Origin of the sequence: Mycobacterium sp. 141, from assembly GCF_000382405.1 — a bacterium.
GTDB lineage: Bacteria > Actinomycetota > Actinomycetes > Mycobacteriales > Mycobacteriaceae > Mycobacterium.
Map to the genome: position 1 here is coordinate 54,981 of NZ_KB908271.1, position 18,295 is coordinate 73,275.

An 18,295-nucleotide genomic window follows, 5' to 3' on the forward strand; every position below is an offset into this window, starting at 1 on the left:
CCGCCACAGCGTTACGTGCGTGGAAGCGAACCGGCAATGTCGTAGCACCTACCTCGGCGCCAGGAATCCGACCGGCCCGGGGGAGATGCAGACCGACAGCGCGGCGGTGTTGGCCCGCACGAGAATTGCGTCGCCGGCACCGGGCAGCCGGACGAACACCCGGTTGAGCCCCGGATGCACGGGCACTTTGGTTTCGGGTCCTTCGGGCAGGGACATGATCAGTGAGCCATCGCTGTTGGCCAGGTAGTTGATTTCGGCGGTCCAATCCGCGGGCAGCAGTGGGCCGTCCAGCGGCATGCGCACGGGGGCGTCGGGCTGGACCAGGAAGCCGCAGTGCGGCGCGGGTCCTTCGGCGATGCTGCGCACCCAGGTCACGACGGCCGGCAGGAGCTCTCCCGCGCGGTCGAACATGCGGGGTTCGGTTGTCGCCGAAGCGAATTCGGGGCGCGCGCGGACGAGCGCGAACATGTGGCTGGCGAGGTTCTCCGGATAGGCCACCCGTTGCAGGATCAGCGGGTCGACCTCCTGGTCCAGCTGCGGCGCCGAGGACGCCATCGCCAGCCCGGCCTGCGCATTGGCCAGGTAGGCCGGCACCGGGCTGTCGCGCCACACCCGCAGGAACGTCGCGGTCGAATACAGGCTGCTGCCCACGAATGCGATGGCGACGCTGGCGCATACGACTGTCCTGGCTCGTGAGGCGTCGAGCGCAGGCGTCACCCGGTTCGGCGCACAGAACCCCACCGCCCCCAACAGAGCCAGCACCACCACGAGATCGGGCAGGTAACGCAGAGTCTGCGCGAGCTCAAGCGCGGTGAACCGCGACGACCGCATCAGATAGATGGGTATCTGACAGGCAACCGCATAGCCCAAGGCCACCGCCAGGACGGGCCAGATCCGCTGCTTGCGAACCAACACCGTGGCCACCGCCGCGGCAAGCACCACCCAACCCAGCGCCATGACGGCAACCGGCGGGGTCGCCCACGGCGACGCCGGCGCCCAGCGCTGCCAGGCCCAAGGCCCGCCGGCCAGGCCCGGCACGATGCCGTGGGTAAACGAGCGGCTCAGCAGATCCCAGGTCATGCCGAGGTCGAAACTCCAGCGCTTCTGATTGACGACGACGAGGTACACGCCGATCCACGCGACCGTGAGCGCCAGGCACGTCGTCCACAACCGAAGACCGCGCAGCCAGACATCCCGGAGCCCGAACGTCGACGTCACGTGTCCCAGCAGGGCGACGATGGCGAAGGCGACGAACGGGATCACCGCGGCCTTCTCGAAGAACAGCAGGCTGCCGAGGTAGACCAGCGCGCCGATCACGGCGTGCCGCCCGGCGCCTGTGCGCACCAGCAGGACCGCTTCACCACACACCCAGGCCAGCGCCGCCAGCATCGGCAGCGAGTTCAGCGCGGCGGCCCACCAGGCGAACCCGGGCACGCCCAGCGGGGTGAAGAGTGCGAATGTGAGCGGCACGAGCAGCACCGGCCGCCAGCCGAGGATCGCCCACAGCGCCCTCAGCAGTGCAAGTGATGCGAGCAATTGCAGCACCACCAGACTCACCGCGGGCCCAACCCAGTTCAGCGGCGCCAGCCGGGTGATCACACCGGAGACCAGGAACGCGCCGGGCATGACGTGGCCGTCGTGATCGTCGAAGAGATACCCCGCGGACAGCAGGTTCTGGGTGCCGGCGCGGCCGACGAGGATGAGGTCATCCCAGTAGAAATAGCCACCGAATGCGAGCACGCCACGGACCATGAGCTGCACCACGATCAGTGCGGCGGCGGTGCGGGCGACCCAATTCACTGTTGCCGACTGTACGGTGTCATCGTGCGAACACTGGTGACGGGCGGGGCAGGTTTTATCGGATCGACGCTGGTGGATCGACTGCTGGCCGACGGGCACAGCGTCGTCGGTCTGGACGATCTGAGCACCGGGCGGATGGCCAACCTGCGAGATGCTGAGAACAACGCGAACTTCGAGTTCGTCGAGGCCGACATCGTCGACGCCGACCTCGCGGGCCTGCTGGCCGATGTCAAGCCCGAGGTGGTGTTCCACCTGGCGGCCCAGATCTCGGTGAGCCGCTCGGTGGACGATCCGCAGCTCGACGCCACGGTCAACGTCGTCGGCACTGTCCGCCTGGCCGAGGCGGCCCGGCGGGCCGGCGTCCGCAAGGTGGTGCACACCTCGTCGGGCGGTTCGGTCTACGGCATCCCGCCGATCTACCCGACCAGCGAGGACATCGCGACGAACCCGGCGTCGCCGTACGCGGCGAGCAAGGTCGCCGGCGAGGTCTACCTCAACACGTTCCGCAACCTCTACGGCCTGGACTGCTCCCATATCGCGCCGGCCAACGTCTACGGGCCGCGCCAAGATCCGCACGGTGAGGCGGGTGTGGTGGCGATCTTCTCCCAGGCCATGCTCGCCGGCCGACCCACCAAGATCTTCGGTGACGGCACCGACACCCGCGACTATGTGTTCGTCGAGGATGTGGTCGACGCGTTCGTGAAAGCGTCGGGCACCGAGGGTGGCGGCCTGCGGTTCAACATCGGCACGGGCATCGAAACCTCGACGCGGGATCTGCACACCGTGATCGCCAAAGCGGTCGGGGCGCCGGACGAGCCGGAGATGTATCCGCCGCGGTTGGGGGATCTGCGTCGCTCGAAGCTCGACTCCGGCCGAGCGAAGAGCCTGCTGGGCTGGCAGCCGCAGGTCGAGCTCGCGACCGGTGTGGAGCGCACGGTCGACTTCTTCCGGACCCGGCAGACCGAATCCGTAAAAAGATTGTGAGCGCTCACTTTCTAAGCTAGCGTGGCGTTATGTCCTACGACGTCATCGTTCGCAACGGTCTGTGGTTCGACGGCACCGGCGCACCGCCACAGGTCCGCACGCTGGGTATCCGCGACGGCATCGTCGCAACGGTGTCGATAAAGCCGCTCGACGAGACCGACTGTCCCGAGGTGATCGACGCGGCCGGAAAATGGGTCGTCCCCGGCTTCATCGACGTGCACACGCACTATGACGCCGAGGTCCTGCTCGACCCGGGCCTGCGGGAATCGGTGCGCCACGGTGTCACCACCGTGTTGCTTGGCATGTGTTCGCTCTCAACCGTCTACGCCGACACCGAGGACGCCGCCGACCTGTTCAGCCGCGTCGAGGCGGTACCGCGCAAGTTCGTCCTGGGCGCGCTGGAACAGCACCGTAAGTGGACGAATCCGACCGAGTACATCCATGCCCTCGATGAACTGCCGCTCGGCCCCAACGTCGCCTCCATGCTGGGGCATTCCGATCTGCGTGCCTCGGTGCTCGGCCTGGACCGCGCCACCACCAGAAACGTGACCCCGACCGACGCCGAACTCGAGACCATGGCGGCCAAGCTCGAGAAGGCCCTTGAAGCAGGCATGCTCGGCATGTCGGGCATGGACGCCGCGATCGACAAACTCGACGGCGACCGGTTCCGGTCGCGTGCGCTGCCCTCGACATTCGCGACCTGGCGGGAACGCCGCAGGCTCATCAAGGTGCTGCGGGAGTACGGCCGGGTGTTGCAGAGTGCGCCCAACGTCGCCAAGGCGCAGGAGGCGCTGAACTTCTTCCTGGAGAGCAGCAATTGGTTCGGCCGCCGCCGCGGCGTGCGGATGAGCCTGTTGGTCTCGGCCGACGCCAAGTCTGCGCCCGGCGCTGTGCATGTGCTCGGGCCGGGTACCCGGCTGCTCAACCGGATCCTGGCTGCCAAGGTGCGGTTCCAGCACCTGCCGGTGCCGTTCGAATTGTATTCGGACGGAATAGATCTGCCGGTGTTCGAGGAGTTCGGTGCCGGCACCGCCGCACTGCACCTGCGTGATCAGTTGGAGCGCAACAAGTTGCTGGCCGATCCGGAGTACCGGCGCCGGTTCCACCGGTCGTTCGACCGCCGCAGGCTCGGTCCGACGTTGTGGCACCGGGATTTCCACGACGCCACCATCGTCGAATGCCCCGATGCGACGCTGATCGGCAAGAGCTTCGGGCAGATCGCCGATGAGCGTGGCATCCACCCGCTCGACGCATTCCTTGATGTATTAGTGAGCAACGGCGAAAGAAATGTGCGGTGGACCACGATCGTGGCCAACGCCCGGCCCAAGCAACTCGACAAGCTGGCCAAGGAGCCGTCGGTACACATGGGCTTCTCGGATGCCGGCGCGCACCTGCGCAACATGGCGTTCTACAACTATCCGCTGCGGCTGCTCAAGCGGGTTCGCGACGCGCAGCTGGCCGGCCGGCCGTTCCTGACCACGACGCATGCCGTGCACCGGTTGACCGAGGAGGTGGCCGACTGGTTCGGTGTCGACGCCGGCACCCTGCGTCAGGGCGATCGCGCGGACTTCGTGGTGATCGACCCGGCCGGGCTCAACGACGAGGTGGACGCCTACCACGAGGAATCGGTGCCGTTCTACGGCGGCTTGAGCCGGATGGTCAACCGCAACGACGACGCGATCGTCGCGACGGCCGTCAACGGTGCCGTGGTGTTCCGCAACGGCCAGTTCCGCGAAGGCTACGGCGACACCGTGAAGTCCGGCCGCTACCTGCGTGCCCGGGGCGCTGAACAGCCTGTGGCGCAATCGGTCTGAGATGGCCAGAACCCAGCAGCAGCGTCGTGAGGAGACCGTTGCCCGGCTCCTCGACGCGGGCATCGACACCATCATCGAGGTGGGTTACGCGCGCGCGTCGGCCTCGGTGATCGCCAAGCGGGCCAAGGTCTCCGACGGTGCGCTGTTCCGGCATTTTCCGACCATGAGTGACTTCATGGCGGCGACGGCTCATGAGGTGGCACGCCGTCAGCTTGAGTTGGGCAGCAAGCTGCTCGCGCAGATCCCCGCCGAACAACCGCCGTTGCATGCGGTGCTGACGATCCTGCGGGACATCGCGGGCAGCGATACCAACACCGTGTGGCACGAGCTGATGGTGGCGGCCCGCACCGACGAAAAGCTCCGGGGCACACTGCAAACGGTGCTTGCCGAGTACGTCGAGAGCATCTACCAAACCGCCAAGCTCGCGCCGGGGGCCGAGCAGATCCCCGAGGATGCGTTCGCCGCGGTGCTCGCCGTCGTACTCAACACCTTCGACGGTGCGGCTATTGTTCGCCGGGTATTGCCGCAACCCGAGCTCGAGGACGCCCGGATCAACCTACTGACGGCGCTGCTCAGCCGTCAGTAGGCACCTGGGCGTTCTGCAACGCGACCGCCCGGGCCAGCCTGGCGTACTTGAGTTCGAGGTCTTTGAACCGCAGGTAGGTCGACAGCGTCGTGAACACGAACGCGATGATCAGCACGTACTCCATCAGGTCCGTACCGCGTTTGACGCCAAGCCAATTCGCGACGACCGTGGTGTCGTCGGGCCGCAGGATCGCGTAGATGCCCGCTATCACGAACAGTACGAAGCCGACCTTCACCCACGCCTTCGACCGAGCGCTGCGGCGCGAGTTCAGCAGGTACATCAGCAGCGCCAGCACGGACCCGATCAGCAGCGCCTGCATCCAGTTCACCGGGACAACCTCCTGCGTAACAGCCCGTCGAAGACGATGTTGACCCCGTTGAGCAGTGGCTGCCCCTTGGACTTCGAATAAGCGGTGTAGAGGATCTCCACCGGCTCTTCGGCCACCCGCCAATGCTTTTCGTGTGCCATGACGATGAACTCGCCGGCGTGGCTCATGCCGTTCATGGTGAGGTTCAGCTCGTCGGCGACCTTCTTGTCGAACACCCGCAGCCCGTTGTGGGCATCGGTCAGCCCGAGCGCACGGCTCTGTGGGCTCAGAACCGCCGCGGCCCGCAGAATGAACCGCTTCAACGGCGGGGTCTGCGTGATGACACCGGCGAACCGCGTGCCCACCACCAGATCGACATTGTCGGTGTCGAGCCGGTCGATCATCCGGATCACGTCTTTGACCTGGTGCTGACCATCGGCGTCGAACGTGGCGAACACCCTGGCGCCGGGGCGGCCGCGGGCGTACTCGACGCCGGTCTGGATGGCCGCGCCCTGGCCGAGGTTCACCGGGTGGGGGAGGACGTGTGCGCCGGCACGCAGCGCGGCAGCGGCGGTGTCGTCGCGGCTGCCGTCGTCGACGCAAACCACGTTGGGGAAGACCGAGCGAACGTCGGAGATGACGTCGCCGATAATGGTCGCCTCGTTGAACGCGGGAATGACGACCCAGACGTCGTGGTAGCGCATGTCGATGGGCACCAAACTACTACGCGGATGGCACTGATGCGCGGCGCAGCGCGCCCAAGTGAATGGCGATTCCCACCAGCGGCGCACACAGCAGGGCGATCACCGTGCGGGTTTGCAGGCCCACCGGCAGCAGCAACAGCGCTACCGCGGCGACCGTCGCGATGATCCAGCCCGCCGCGTAGGCACGGTGCAGCGCGGCCGCGACGGTCGCCGCGCCGGTAAGCGTCAGCATGGCGATCGCTACGGCGGCGGCGGTCAACCAGGCCAGCAGCGGGCCTTCGGCGCGGTACTCGGGACCGAAGGCCACCACCAGCAGCCACGGGCCGAGCAGCCCGGCGGCCAGTACCCCGATCGCGCCGAGGCCGGCCACCACGGCGGCCGGCACCAGCAGGGCCCGCAACCGGGCGTCACGCTGGTCGACGAAGTGCGCGATCAGATTGCCCTGCATCGCCGTCATCGGCACCAGCAGCGGAGCCCGGGTCAGCGTCACCGCCAGGATCACCACGCCCCCGGCCGCGCCCAGGTCCGCCGAGGTGGCCTTGAGCAGCACCGGGAAGCCCATCACCAGGATCGCGCTGGCGCCCGCGGCCGCGATCGAGTGCGCCGCACCACGCAGGAACATCCCCGGGCCACCAGCGGTGACCAGTCGGGCGGCCCGCCGCGTCGCAGGTGAGGCGATCAGCAGGATCAGCCAGGCGACCGCACCGGCCACGGTGGCCCACAGGAAGCCGACCAGCTTCCAGCCCAGCACGACGGTCCCGGCCGCAACCGCGACCCGGATGGCGGCGTCGGTGACCATCAGCGCGCCGTACTGTGACCAGCGGTTCACCCCGGCCAGCATCCCGAGCAGGGTTGCGTGCATGCAGAACCCGGCGAGGCCCGCGCTGAGCAGTGCCACACTGAGCACGGGCGATTCGACGAACACGTGCGGAGCCCACAGCGGCGAGGTGCCCGCGATCACCGCAGCGGCGACGACTCCCACCAGCGCGGCCACCCGCATGGGGTGCGTGCGGTGCCCCGGACCGACGTCAGGGTTCAGCGATACCGCGCGGACTTCGCGGGTGGCCTCCTGCAGCAGGCCGTTGGCGGCCCCGGTGACCAGGCCGAACGCGCCCCAGAACACGCTGAACACCGAGAAACCTGCCGGTTCGAGTGCCTTGGCGGCCAGGTACAGCACGGCGTAGCCGCACAGCGCGGTGATCGCGGTCGCCGCTCCGACGGTTGCGACGCTGCTGCGCGTCACCGGGCCTGGCGATGAGCCGCTTGCGCGAAGAGGATCAGATGGCGATGAGCCGCTTGCGCGAAGAGAATCAAACGCCGATGAGCCGCTTGCGCCGCCGTCGGTCACAGCGGCGGCAGGGCTGTCGAATACAGCCAGGCCTGCCACAGCGGCTGCAACGACTCGTCGGTGTAGCGTGCGGCCAGCCCGGTGAAGTCGTCGGTGACCGCGGTGCTGTGCCGATATTTGGTCGTCCAATCCTGCAGCAGCGCAAAGAAATTCTTGTCGCCGATGCGGCTGCGCAGCACATGCAGGGTCAGGGCGCCGCGCTTGTACACTCGGTCGTCGAACATGTCCTTGGGTCCGGGATCGGACAACAGCAGATTCTGCGGCAGGTCAGCGAGGCCGTGGTGGTAGCGTCGGGCCCAGTCGGCAGCGCTCGGACCGCCGCTGTTCTCCGACCACAGCCATTCGGCGTAACTGGCGAAGCCCTCGTGCAGCCAAATGTCACGCCAGTGTCGCGCGGTCACCGAATTGCCGAACCACTGGTGGGCCAGCTCATGGGCGATGAGCCGCTCGGCGCCGCGGTGTCCATCGCAATGGTTGGCGCCGAAGATCGAAATACCTTGGGCCTCAAGAGGTATTTCCAGGTCGTCGTCGGTGACCACCACGGTGTAGCCGGTGGCCAGCGGGTACGGCCCGAACAGTTTGACGAACAACTTCATCATCTGCGGCTGCCGCGCGAAGTCGTAGTCGAAGTCGCGCTTGAGCCGGGCCGGCAGGACCGCATGCATCGGCACAGGTGACTTCGCCAGCCGGTAGCTCTCGTACATGCCGATCTGCAGCGTGATCAGGTAGCTCGAGGTCGGCTCGGCCTGCTCGTAGGTCCACACGGTGTGTCCGGCGCGTACTTTGCGGGAGACCAGCTCACCATTGGCGATCGCGAGATACGGGCTGTCGGCGCTGATCTGGATGCGGTAGCTGGCCTTGGCACTGGGATGGTCGTCGCAGGGAAACCAGGTGGCCGCGCCGTTGGGCTGCCCGGCCACCAGGGCGCCGTTCGACAGTTCCTCGAAACCGACCTCACCCCAATAGGTGTCGATGGGGCGCGGGTTGCCGCCGTAGCGCACGAAGACGGTCATTGCGGCGCCCGCGGGTAGTGGCGCAGCCAAAGTGATCAGCAGTTTTCCGCCCGAACATCGGAACTGGGCGGGTCTGCGTCCGTTCACCGAGACCCTCGACACGCTCATGGTGGGCGCGAGGTCGAGCGTGAACGTGCGCAGCTGGGCCAGGGTCACCGCGGTGATGGTGGCCGCACCGGCCAGCCGATTGGCCGCCACCTTGTATTCGAGGTCGAGTTCGTAGCGTGACACCCGGTAGCCGAAGTTGCCGTTGGCCGGTAGGTACGGGTCGATGACGGGAGCGGGGGATGCCTTCTTCACGGCTTTCTTGACTGCCTTGTCGGAGCGCGTCACGCGGCGGTGTCCTCAGGCTTCTTGGAGGTCTTCTCGGGAGCCGAGGCGGCGCGCTTCTTGCCGAACAGGTTCCACGGCGCGATCGGGTTGCCCTGCCACCGGGTCGAAGGGGGAACCTCGTCACCACGCATCACCAGCGAGCCGGGACCGACCGTGGCCCCGGCGCCCAGCCGGGCCGCGGGCAGCGCCACGCAGTGCGGACCCAGCGTCGCGCCGTCCTCCAATACGACGCTGTCCAACCGCATGATGCGGTCGTGGAATAGATGCGTCTGTACCACGCAACCGCGGTTCACTGTGGCGCCCGTGCCCAGGGCGACCAGATCGGCCTCGGGCAGCCAGTAGGTTTCGCACCACACACCGCGGCCGATCGAGGCACCGAGCCCGCGCAGCCACAGATTCATCACCGGGGTGCCGCTCGCGGCGCGGGCGAACCACGGCGCCGCAACGGTTTCGACGAAGGTGTCCGACACCTCGTTGCGCCACACGAACGACGACCACAGCGGGTGTTCGACGGCGCGGATCCGGCCGATCACCAACCACTTCGCGATCACGGCGATGGCGCCGGCCGCCGCGCCGGCGGCCAGCAGCACCACACCGCTGGCCAGCGCGGTCCACAGATAGCCGATGCGGATCGCCGAGACCTGTAGCGCGCCCAGCACCGCGACACCGATCGCGAAGGTCACGATCACCGGGATGATGCGGCAGGTTTCCACGGTGCCACGCATGATCTTGAGCCGGTTGGACGGATGGAACGTGCGCAGCGCGTCGGCCGCAGTCGGGTTGCGGCGCAACCGGACCGGCGGGCTGCCCAGCCACGACGATCCCGCCTTGGCTTTCGGCGGTGCGGCGGACAGCACCGCCACCAGCCCGTCGTCGGGCACCTTGCGGCCAGGTTGGGTTATGCCCGAATTGCCCAGGAAGGCCCGCTTGCCGATGGTGGCCTTCGCGACGTGGATCCAGCCGCCGCCCAGCTCGTAGGAGGCCACCATGGTGTCGTCGGCCAGGAATGCGCCGTCCTGCACCTCGGTGAACTTCGGGGTGAACAGGGCCGTCGAAATCTCGGTGTCCTTGCCCACTTTCGCGCCGAGCAACCGCAGCCACCACGGTGTGAGCATGCTGGCGTAGATGGGGAACAGGTAGTTGCGGGCGGCGTCCATCAGCCGTTCGGTGGCCCATAGTTGCCAGCCGATCCGGCTACGCACCGGGTGGTAGCCCTCGGTCAGGCGCAGCGACAGCAGTCGCACGCCGATCACCGTCGACGCGGCGTAGACCACCAGCGCGGCCAGTGCGGCCACCGGCGTCCACGCCAGTGCGGGCAGGATCGCCGCCTGGGGGGACGCGGTGCCGCGGACACCCCAGCCGATCACGGCGAGCCCGACGCCGAGGGCTGCGAGTGGCAGGCTGCCCAGCAATATCGAGGTGACGCCGTAGACCACCACCCACACCGGGGCGCGGCCCGGCCGGTGGTCGGGCCATGGATGACGGGCCTTGCCCGACTTCACCGCAGGCGAGCCCTTCCAGAACTGGCCGTTCTTGACCTTGCCGACCACGGCGGAACCGGGGGCGACATCAGCGTTCTTGCCGACCGTCGCCCCGGGCAGCAGCGTGGTCCGCGCACCGATGGTGGCGTCGTTGCCGATCGACACCGGCCCGACGTGGAACAGGTCACCGTCGATCCAGTGTCCGGTCAGGTCCACCTCCGGCTCGACCGAGGCGCGGTGACCGATCTTGAGCATGCCGGTCACCGGGGGAGCCGAGTGCAGGTCGACGCCCTTGCCGACGCTGTTGCCCAGCGCCCGGGCGTAGTAGACCATCCATGGCGCGCCGGCTAGGTTCTCTGCGCCGCTGGCGTCGGCCAGGCGTTCGGCGATCCAGACCCGCAGGTGCACGGCACCGCCGCGGCGGTAGGTGCCGGGCTCGAGCCCGGTCAACAGCATCCTCGCGAACAACACCGCGATACCCATCCGGCCCACGGGCGTGATGAAGACGAGGAAGCCGGCCAGCAGCCACCACCAGTTCAGCGTCTTGGCCCACGGCACGATCCCCGCCGCGGCGATGTTGTTCAGCAGCGCCAGCCACACCACCCACTGCACGCCGGTGAGGGTGGCCAACGGCAGGGACAGCGCCACCTGGGCGGCCTGGGTGAGCCACGGCGTCGGCTTGACCACACGGGTCTCCACCCGCGGGGGCGGCTTGAGCTCGTCGAGGTAGCCGGCAAGTGAACCCAGCCGCGGATGGTCGTAGAGGTCGGCGACGGTCACCTGCGGATAACGCTGGCGCAGCGCGGCCACCAGCTGAGCCGCCGACAGCGAACCGCCGCCGAGTGCGATGAAATCGGCCTCCGGGCCCTCGATCGCGGTGCCGAGGACATCGCGCCACAGCCCTGCTAGCCAGCCCAGGGTGCCGCCGAGGTCGGGGGTGTCCTGTTCGGTCTCGCCGGGCGGCGGCCACGGCAGGGCGTTGCGGTCCACCTTGCCCGACGTGCGAGTCGGTAACTCGTCGAGCAGCACCAGCCGGGGCACCAGCGCGGCGGGCAGCGCTTCCGCCAGCGAGGCCCGGGCCGCAGCCAGGTCGAAGTCGGGATCGGTGCTGGCGACATAGCCGACCAGCAGTGGCGTGCCGCTGGCGGTCTTGCGTACCGTTGCCGCGCCGCCGCTCACGCCTGGCAGGTTGACCAGCGCGTTGTCCACCTCGCCCAGCTCGATGCGCCGGCCGCCGACCTTGACCTGATCGTCGGCGCGGCCCTGGAAGTAGAGGCCGTCTTTCTCCAGACGCACCAGGTCGCCGCTGCGGTAGGCGCGGGTCCAGCCCAGCGTCGGCATGGCCGCATACTTCTCGGCGTCCTTCTCCGGGTCGAGGTAGCGGGCCAGCCCCACGCCGCCGATCACCAGCTCGCCGACCTCCCCGAAGGAAACCTGCGCACCCTGTGCGTCCACGACCGCCAGATCCCATCCGGGCAGTGGCAGGCCGATGCTGACGGGGCCCTGCCCGTCCAGTTTGGCCCCGCAAGCGACGACGGTCGCCTCGGTGGGCCCGTAGGTGTTCCACAGTTCGCGGCCGTCGACCGCGAGGCGCTGCGCGAGTTCGGGTGGGCACGCCTCGCCGCCGAAGATCAACAGCCGCACCGCCTCAAGCGCCTCGGCAGGCCAGAGCGCCGCCAGCGTTGGCACGGTCGACACCACCGTGATGTCGCGGGAGACCAGCCACGGGCCCAGATCCATGCCGCTGCGGACCAGCGACCGGGGTGCGGGCACCAGGCATGCCCCGTGCCGCCAGGCCAGCCACATCTCCTCGCATGACGCGTCGAACGCAACGGACAGCCCGGCCAGCACGCGGTCACCGGGCCCGATCGGGTTGTCCTGTAGGAACATCCGGGCCTCGGCGTCGACGAACGCCGCGGCGCTGCGGTGCGTCACCGCGACGCCCTTCGGGGTTCCGGTCGAACCGGACGTGAAGATGATCCACGCGTCGTCCCGGCCGAGCGGTGCCGCGGCGCGCCAGCCCCGCGACGAGCCGGGGCCGCGCGCCAGGCCGGCTTCGGTGATCACGCCGACGACGTTGGCCTCGCCGAACACCAGTTGCGCGCGTTCGGCGGGATCGTCGGCGTCGACCGGCACGTATGCTGCGCCGGCCGCCAGGGTGGCCAGGATCGCGACATAGAGGGCGTAGCTGCCCGACGGCATCCGGATCCCGATCCGGTCGCCGCGGCCGATGCCGCGAGCCGCGAGCCACGAAACGCTGTCTTCGACATCGGTGATCAACTCGGCATAGGTGAGTTGTACCGAGCCGTCGTCGAGTGCCGCGGCGTCCGGGAACCGTCGCGCGGTGTCGTACAGGATGTCGACGAGCGTCCGCGGTTCCGGCGCCGTGGCGGAAAGCACGTATTGCGCAGGGATCGAATGCTCGCCGTGTGTTCCATCCGCAGCTGCCACGAGTACAAACTACTAAGCCACGGTCCCGGCAGCCCGATCAAAGCGCACGGCGTGGCATACTTGTCGGCGGAGGGGAGTATTCCTTCGCCACAGTGTCGTCATCACATCGACTGAGAATGAAGTCGGTCGGTGCTGTGGGCCCGCCCTCGCAGCGGGTGGAAGAGACCTCCGGCGTTTTTTGACGACCGGAGGATTCTCGATGCAGGTAACCCAACTCGAGTGGATCATCACGCTGACCGTGACGATCGCCGTGCTGTTGTTCGACGTGGTGGTGATCGGGCGCAGGCCCCATGAGCCGTCAACCCGCGAGACGGCGACGTATCTCTCGATCTACATCGGTCTGGCCGTGGCGTTCGGGGTGTGGGTGTGGTTCTTCCACGGCAGCCAGTTCGGGTTGGAGTTCTTCGCCGGGTGGCTCACCGAGTACAGCCTCTCGGTGGACAACTTGTTCATCTTCCTGATCATCATGGCGAGCTTCAAAGTGCCGAGGATCTACCAGCAGCAGGCCCTACTCGTGGGCATCATCCTCGCGCTGATCTTCCGCGGCATCTTCATCGCGCTCGGCGCGGTGGCCATCGAGAAGTTCTCCTGGGTGTTCTACATCTTCGGGGCGTTCCTGCTGTACACCGCGATCAACCTGGTCCGTGACACCGGGCACGACGACGATGCCGACAACGCCGTGGTGCGGTTCGCCCGGCGGCACCTGCGGACCACCGATCGCTGGGACGGACTGAGGCTGTGGATCAACCACAACGGGACCCGGCTGATGACCCCGATGTTCCTGGTCGTCGTGGCGCTGGGAACCACCGACCTGCTCTTCGCGCTGGATTCCATACCCGCGATCTACGGCCTCACCCAACAGCCCTACCTGGTATTCACCGCCAACGTGTTCGCGTTGATGGGGTTGCGCCAGCTGTACTTCCTGCTCGGTGATCTGCTCAAGCGGCTGGTCTATCTGTCTCAGGGGCTGGCCGTCATCCTGTTCTTCATCGGCGTGAAGCTGGTGTTGCACGCTCTGCACGAGAATGAGCTGCCGTTCATCAACGGCGGTGAGCCGGTGCCGGTCCCGGACATCCCCACACTGGTGAGCCTGGGCGTGATCGTGGTGACGCTGACGATCACCACGGCGGCCAGCCTGTACAAGACCCGGGTGCATGACCTCCGGTAACGCCACCTGGGAAATTGTCGTGCGCGACTATGTATTGTCGTGGAGTTGTCACTAAAGCAGACGGTCAGCGCGACCTGGGTGACCTCATTACATGTAAGGATGTGATGGCCCATGCGCGCACCACTGGACCCGTTGCTGGCGTCTGCAGTGGCTTCCCCACAGACCGCGGGCAGCGGACTGCGATTGTCGTTGTTGCTCGTCGAGGACGATCGCGCCGATGCCCTGTTGGTCGAGGAGTTGATCGCCGACGCCGACATCGAGTTTCTTTGGGCGCAGTCGCTTTCCGAGGCAGAACAGATGCTGGCCGGCACCCGGCCCAATTGTGTCCTGCTCGATCTGAATCTGCCCGATGCCAACGGAATCGACGCCCTGCACAAGCTGAGCGCCCTGGATTCCACCATCCCGATAATCGTGCTCACCGGCCTGCACGACGAGCATTTCGGGGTTTCGGCGGTTGCCTCGGGCGCGCAGGACTACCTCGTCAAAGGCCGGGTAGACCCGGAGACCCTGTTGCGTGCCGTGCGTTACGCCATCGAACGTAAGCGCGCCGAACTCACCTCAGTTGCTCTGCATGCCAGTCACCTACGGGCGCAAGAGAATGCGCGGCTGGAACGCGGACTGCTTCCGTCACCGTTGCTTCTCGACGCACCGGGTGTGGAGATCGTGACGCAGTCGCTGCCGAGCCGGCAGGACGCTCTGATCGGCGGGGACTTCTACGACGTCGTCCAGACCGCCGACCGAACTGTTCACGTGATGATCGGTGACGTCGCCGGCCATGGGCCGGACGCGGCGGCGTTGGGCGTGGCGCTACGAATCGGCTGGCGTGCGTTGACATTTGCGGGTCTGCGAGGAAACGAGCGGATGCGCCAATTGGACCGCATCCTGACCACCGAGCGTCCCGGAACCGGAGTCTTTGCGACACTGCTGAGCGTGGCGCTCGATCCCGACAGCGGCCGCTTCTCGGCGGTGCGCGCCGGTCACCCCGGAATGCTCGTGCACGGCAGGAACTTTGTCGAATGGATCGAGCCCCCAGCCGGTCCGGCGCTGGGGCTCGGTGGTCAGGATTGGCCCGTCAACATCCTCGACCTGCCCGAGGATCGCGGCTTGTTGTTACTCACCGATGGCCTCTTCGAGGGCCGTGTGGGGCCGGGGGACGAACGCCTCGGCGAAGCCGGATTGCTCCAGTTGGCCCGCTCATTCGCCGCGTTGCCCGGCCAAGAGTTCGTCAATGCGCTGATCGGGCAGGCCGAGGACTACGCACAACCGCATGGAGGCCTGACCGACGACATCGCTGTGATCCGAGTGCAACGGTCGACCAGATGAGACTCACCGTGCAGGGCTGGCTCAACATGGTGCTCGCAGCCATGGGCGCGGTCGTGCTCGCCGGTGCATTGGCCGGAGCCGTCATGCTGCACCGAACCGACTGGGTCTCCAGCGACCTGATCAAACACATCCATCCCGCGCAGGCCGCCGCGTACCAATTGCAGTCTGCGCTGCGGGATCAGGAGACGGCCATCCGCGGTTACGCCCTCGCTGCCGACCGTCAGTTCCTTGCCCCGTACGGCGAAGGCCAAGAGGCGGAAACCGCTGCGGCCGGTGATATTCGGTCACTTCTGGCCGGTCGCGACGAGTTTCTCGCTGACCTCGATGCGATCGAACGCGCCGCGCAACACTGGCAGACCACGTACGCCGCGCCGCTCATCGTCAGCGTCACGCCGGGCCGGCCCGCCATCGTGGACAGCCAAACGGCCGAGCGTGGGAAAGCCGAATTCGACCGTCTGCGGGTTTTGTTCGATACCCAGAACAGTCACCTTGAGCAGGCGATGAACACTGCGGACGCCGAATTGGGGCAAATACGGCGTTGGCGGGACGGAATCCTGGTCGCTGTGTTCGTCGCATTCTTCGCCACCGCGGCATTCGTCGCGGTGTGGGTGCGCGGCGCCGTGGTCCGTCCCCTGGGAGCACTGGCGGCGGCGTGCCGAAAAATCACCCAGGGCAACTTCGACGAGCGCATTGTCGTGGAGGGCCCCAGGGACATCCGGGGCATCGCCGTCGATGTCGAGGACATGCGGCGGCGGATCGTGGAGGAACTCGATGCGTCGCGATCCGCCAGGATGGCACTGGATGAGCAGGCCGAGGAGTTGAGGCGCTCCAATGCCGAACTCGAACAATTCGCCTACGTGGCATCACACGATCTGCAAGAGCCCTTGAGGAAAATCGCCTCGTTCTGTCAGCTGCTGGAGAAACGCTACGGCGACAAGTTCGACGAGCGCGGCATCGAATATCTCGGATTCGCGGTCGACGGAGCCAAGCGAATGCAGGTGCTGATCAACGATCTGCTGACGTTTTCCCGGGTAGGGCGCCTGAACGCGACGCGCACGGAGGTGGATCTGGCAACGGTGCTCGCATCGGCCGTGAGCAATCTGACCGCGGCAATCGATGAATCGGGTGCCGAGATCGTTCTTCCGCAGGAGCCGTTGCCGGCCGTCGACGGCGATCCCACCTTGCTGACGATGGTGTGGCAGAACCTCATCGGCAATGCCGTCAAGTTCGGGCGCCAGGGCATCGCACCGCGGATCGTGATCGATTGCCGGCCCGATGACGACGGCTCGTGGCTTTTCAGCGTGTCCGACAACGGAATCGGCGTCGGCGATGAGTTCGTCGACAAGGTCTTCGTCATCTTCCAGCGATTGCACCGCCGGGATACCTACAGCGGGACGGGAATCGGGCTCGCACTGTGCAAGAAAATCGTGGAGTACCACGGCGGCACCATCTGGATCGACACATCGTATTCGGGCGGAACGCGGTTCGAATTCACGCTGCCCCGAGTGGAGGGAAATCGGTAATGACATCAGGTCCGGCACGGCCGGCAATCGACATCCTGCTCGTCGAGGACGACCCGGGAGACGAACTCATCACCCGGGAAGCCTTCGAGCACAACAAGATCAACAACAACCTGTATGTCGCACGCGATGGTGAGGAAGGGCTCGACTTTCTCTACCGGCGGGGCACATTCGCGCACGCGCCGACCCCTGACCTGATCCTGCTCGACCTCAATCTGCCGAAATACGACGGTAGGCAACTGTTGGAGAAGATCAAGACCGACACCGACTTGTGTCACATCCCGGTCGTCGTGCTCACGACCTCATCAGCCGAAGAAGACATCCTGCGTAGCTACAAACTGCATGCCAACGCGTATGTCACCAAACCGGTTGACCTGGACCAGTTCATGAGCGCGGTCCGGCAGATCGACCAATTCTTCGTACAGGTGGTACGGCTACCTCAGAGCTGAGCCGTCATAGCGTGCCGCAGGTCCCATTGCAGTTCCACCCGCGTGCCCGCCGCTGTCGAGTCGATGATCGCACGGTCGCTGAGTGCATACATCAGGGGTATGCCGCGGCCGCGGGCCGGATCCTTGCTCGAAGACTCACTCATCCACCAACGGCCTTGGTCGGCAACAGTTACCGTGAGAACCGCCGCACCCGGATCGTATTCGGCATGCAGATGCATCACCCCCGGCTGCGGGGAGCTCAGATAGGCGAATTCTGCCGCGTTGGCCAATGCCTCGTTCACCGCCAGCACCACGTCGCTGGACTTCACCGAGTCGAGCAGCATGTGACCGTGAAGCCAGTCAGCCAGTTCGTGGCGGATTCGGGTAGCAGATTCGGGCACAGCCGTCACATCAACCTTGGTGAAGCAGGTCGGCTGCGCTTGCTCTGACATAGCGACGTGATGGCTACCCGATTGTGCCCAGGTTTATGCAGTCAGCGCTGTCAACGCCTCGTCCAGTGTCGCGTACAAATCAATGACATCGGCGACACCGACGAGCTTCAAAGGTCGACTGGTCGCCGGTCCGTCGGCTACCACTGCGAACCCCACGGCTGGTGCCAGCGCATTCCTCGCGGCGACGAGGACGCCCATGCCGGCCGAAGCCAGGAACTCCACGCCACTCAGGTCGACCACCACCGCCGACGGTGAGGTCTTGGTGGCAACGCCGATGGCCTCTTCGAGCTGTGGAGCCGTCAGCATGTCCACGGTCCCGGACACGGACAGCACGGTGATCTCGCCGATTCGGCGTTCTCCGACTGCACAGCTGACCGGCCCGGCGGGTCCGCTCGGACTCTCGACCGGATCTGGCTGGTTGGACATGGTCACCTCCGACGTGTTCGCGCGCCTATGGCGACAGTACGAATACGACACTACAAGCACCGGCGACGGCTCGGCGGCGTGACTCCTTTCCTACCCGGGACATCTCTGTTTGTCGTGGGACACCCCGACCTCGCGTTCGGCAATCCGTCGGATTCGG

The 18,295-nt window shown here is 66.7% G+C and carries 15 protein-coding genes; 7 read left to right on the top strand and 8 right to left on the bottom strand.

Translation table 11 applies throughout. The features are described from left to right. Nucleotides 1–48: 48 nt before the first annotated feature. Nucleotides 49–1,800: a hypothetical protein gene (locus H276_RS0118565; protein WP_019972785.1), complete on the bottom strand. Its 1,752-nt coding sequence runs from the start codon at nt 1,798–1,800 to the stop codon at nt 49–51. 24 nt (nt 1,801–1,824) lie between these two features. Here H276_RS0118565 and H276_RS0118570 point away from each other — a divergent pair, with 24 nt between their 5' ends. Genes H276_RS0118570 through H276_RS0118580 form a run of 3 tightly spaced genes read left to right on the top strand, consistent with a single transcriptional unit; the run spans nt 1,825 to nt 5,184 of the window. Then, entirely contained in the window at nt 1,825–2,784 is a 960-nt protein-coding gene (locus H276_RS0118570; protein WP_026357167.1) for an NAD-dependent epimerase/dehydratase family protein, read from the top strand. A 29-nt stretch (nt 2,785–2,813) separates the two neighbouring features. Further along, nucleotides 2,814–4,598, top strand: a complete 1,785-nt coding sequence (locus tag H276_RS0118575) for an amidohydrolase family protein (RefSeq protein WP_019972787.1) — start codon at nt 2,814–2,816, stop codon at nt 4,596–4,598. Between the two features lies 1 nt (nt 4,599). After that, on the top strand, nt 4,600–5,184 hold the full coding sequence (locus tag H276_RS0118580; protein ID WP_019972788.1) for a TetR/AcrR family transcriptional regulator: 585 nt from the start codon (nt 4,600–4,602) through the stop codon (nt 5,182–5,184). Here the strand turns inward: H276_RS0118580 and H276_RS0118585 are convergent. The 5 genes from H276_RS0118585 to H276_RS0118605 all read right to left on the bottom strand — a co-directional run bounded on the left by H276_RS0118585 (nt 5,171) and on the right by H276_RS0118605 (nt 12,821). After that, nucleotides 5,171–5,512 (bottom strand): DUF2304 domain-containing protein, encoded by a 342-nt coding sequence (locus tag H276_RS0118585; protein WP_018603582.1) that lies wholly within the window; start codon nt 5,510–5,512, stop codon nt 5,171–5,173. The two genes, H276_RS0118580 and H276_RS0118585, sit on opposite strands and share 14 nt — an antisense overlap. Continuing rightward, nucleotides 5,509–6,195: a glycosyltransferase family 2 protein gene (locus tag H276_RS0118590; RefSeq protein WP_019972789.1), complete on the bottom strand. Its 687-nt coding sequence runs from the start codon at nt 6,193–6,195 to the stop codon at nt 5,509–5,511. The genes H276_RS0118585 and H276_RS0118590 overlap by 4 nt, the downstream gene beginning before the upstream one ends. Before the next feature lie 19 nt (nt 6,196–6,214). Next, entirely contained in the window at nt 6,215–7,438 is a 1,224-nt protein-coding gene (locus tag H276_RS0118595; RefSeq protein WP_019972790.1) for a hypothetical protein, read from the bottom strand. A gap of 101 nt (nt 7,439–7,539) precedes the next feature. Further along, nucleotides 7,540–8,889: a M1 family metallopeptidase gene (locus H276_RS0118600; RefSeq protein ID WP_019972791.1), complete on the bottom strand. Its 1,350-nt coding sequence runs from the start codon at nt 8,887–8,889 to the stop codon at nt 7,540–7,542. Then, the gene (locus H276_RS0118605; protein WP_026357169.1) at nt 8,886–12,821 is read right to left on the bottom strand and encodes a Pls/PosA family non-ribosomal peptide synthetase; all 3,936 of its coding nucleotides are present in this window, start codon (nt 12,819–12,821) and stop codon (nt 8,886–8,888) included. The genes H276_RS0118600 and H276_RS0118605 overlap by 4 nt, the downstream gene beginning before the upstream one ends. A 199-nt stretch (nt 12,822–13,020) precedes the next feature. Here H276_RS0118605 and H276_RS0118610 point away from each other — a divergent pair, with 199 nt between their 5' ends. The 4 genes from H276_RS0118610 (at nt 13,021) to H276_RS0118625 (ending at nt 17,281) form a co-directional block, all read left to right on the top strand. After that, nucleotides 13,021–13,989, top strand: coding sequence for a TerC family protein (locus H276_RS0118610; protein WP_019972793.1), 969 nt, complete (start codon nt 13,021–13,023; stop codon nt 13,987–13,989). 111 nt (nt 13,990–14,100) lie between these two features. Then, nucleotides 14,101–15,312, top strand: a complete 1,212-nt coding sequence (locus tag H276_RS0118615; RefSeq protein WP_019972794.1) for a PP2C family protein-serine/threonine phosphatase — start codon at nt 14,101–14,103, stop codon at nt 15,310–15,312. Further along, the gene (locus H276_RS0118620) at nt 15,309–16,835 is read left to right on the top strand and encodes a CHASE3 domain-containing protein (RefSeq protein ID WP_019972795.1); all 1,527 of its coding nucleotides are present in this window, start codon (nt 15,309–15,311) and stop codon (nt 16,833–16,835) included. The genes H276_RS0118615 and H276_RS0118620 overlap by 4 nt, the downstream gene beginning before the upstream one ends. Beyond that, a complete protein-coding gene (locus H276_RS0118625) occupies nt 16,835–17,281 on the top strand; it encodes a response regulator (RefSeq protein ID WP_019972796.1) in 447 nt (148 codons plus the stop codon). The genes H276_RS0118620 and H276_RS0118625 overlap by 1 nt, the downstream gene beginning before the upstream one ends. Here the strand turns inward: H276_RS0118625 and H276_RS0118630 are convergent. Continuing rightward, complete coding sequence (locus H276_RS0118630) at nt 17,272–17,712, bottom strand: ATP-binding protein (RefSeq protein WP_019972797.1); 441 nt, start codon at nt 17,710–17,712, stop codon at nt 17,272–17,274. The genes H276_RS0118625 and H276_RS0118630 overlap by 10 nt on opposite strands. A gap of 33 nt (nt 17,713–17,745) precedes the next feature. Beyond that, a complete protein-coding gene (locus tag H276_RS0118635) occupies nt 17,746–18,138 on the bottom strand; it encodes an STAS domain-containing protein (protein WP_026357170.1) in 393 nt (130 codons plus the stop codon). Between the last annotated feature and the right edge of the window lie 157 nt (nt 18,139–18,295).

Excerpts from the sequence above, each read along its gene's own strand:
- H276_RS0118575 (WP_019972787.1), top strand. The coding sequence starts at position 2,814 with ATGTCCTACGACGTCATCGTTCGCAACGGTCTGTGGTTCGACGGCACC.
- H276_RS0118580 (WP_019972788.1), top strand. The coding sequence starts at position 4,600 with ATGGCCAGAACCCAGCAGCAGCGTCGTGAGGAGACCGTTGCCCGGCTC.
- H276_RS0118590 (WP_019972789.1), bottom strand. The coding sequence starts at position 6,195 with ATGCGCTACCACGACGTCTGGGTCGTCATTCCCGCGTTCAACGAGGCG.
- H276_RS0118610 (WP_019972793.1), top strand. The coding sequence starts at position 13,021 with ATGCAGGTAACCCAACTCGAGTGGATCATCACGCTGACCGTGACGATC.
- H276_RS0118615 (WP_019972794.1), top strand. The coding sequence starts at position 14,101 with ATGCGCGCACCACTGGACCCGTTGCTGGCGTCTGCAGTGGCTTCCCCA.
- H276_RS0118620 (WP_019972795.1), top strand. The coding sequence starts at position 15,309 with ATGAGACTCACCGTGCAGGGCTGGCTCAACATGGTGCTCGCAGCCATG.
- H276_RS0118625 (WP_019972796.1), top strand. The coding sequence starts at position 16,835 with ATGACATCAGGTCCGGCACGGCCGGCAATCGACATCCTGCTCGTCGAG.
- H276_RS0118630 (WP_019972797.1), bottom strand. The coding sequence starts at position 17,712 with ATGTCAGAGCAAGCGCAGCCGACCTGCTTCACCAAGGTTGATGTGACG.
- H276_RS0118635 (WP_026357170.1), bottom strand. The coding sequence starts at position 18,138 with ATGTCCAACCAGCCAGATCCGGTCGAGAGTCCGAGCGGACCCGCCGGG.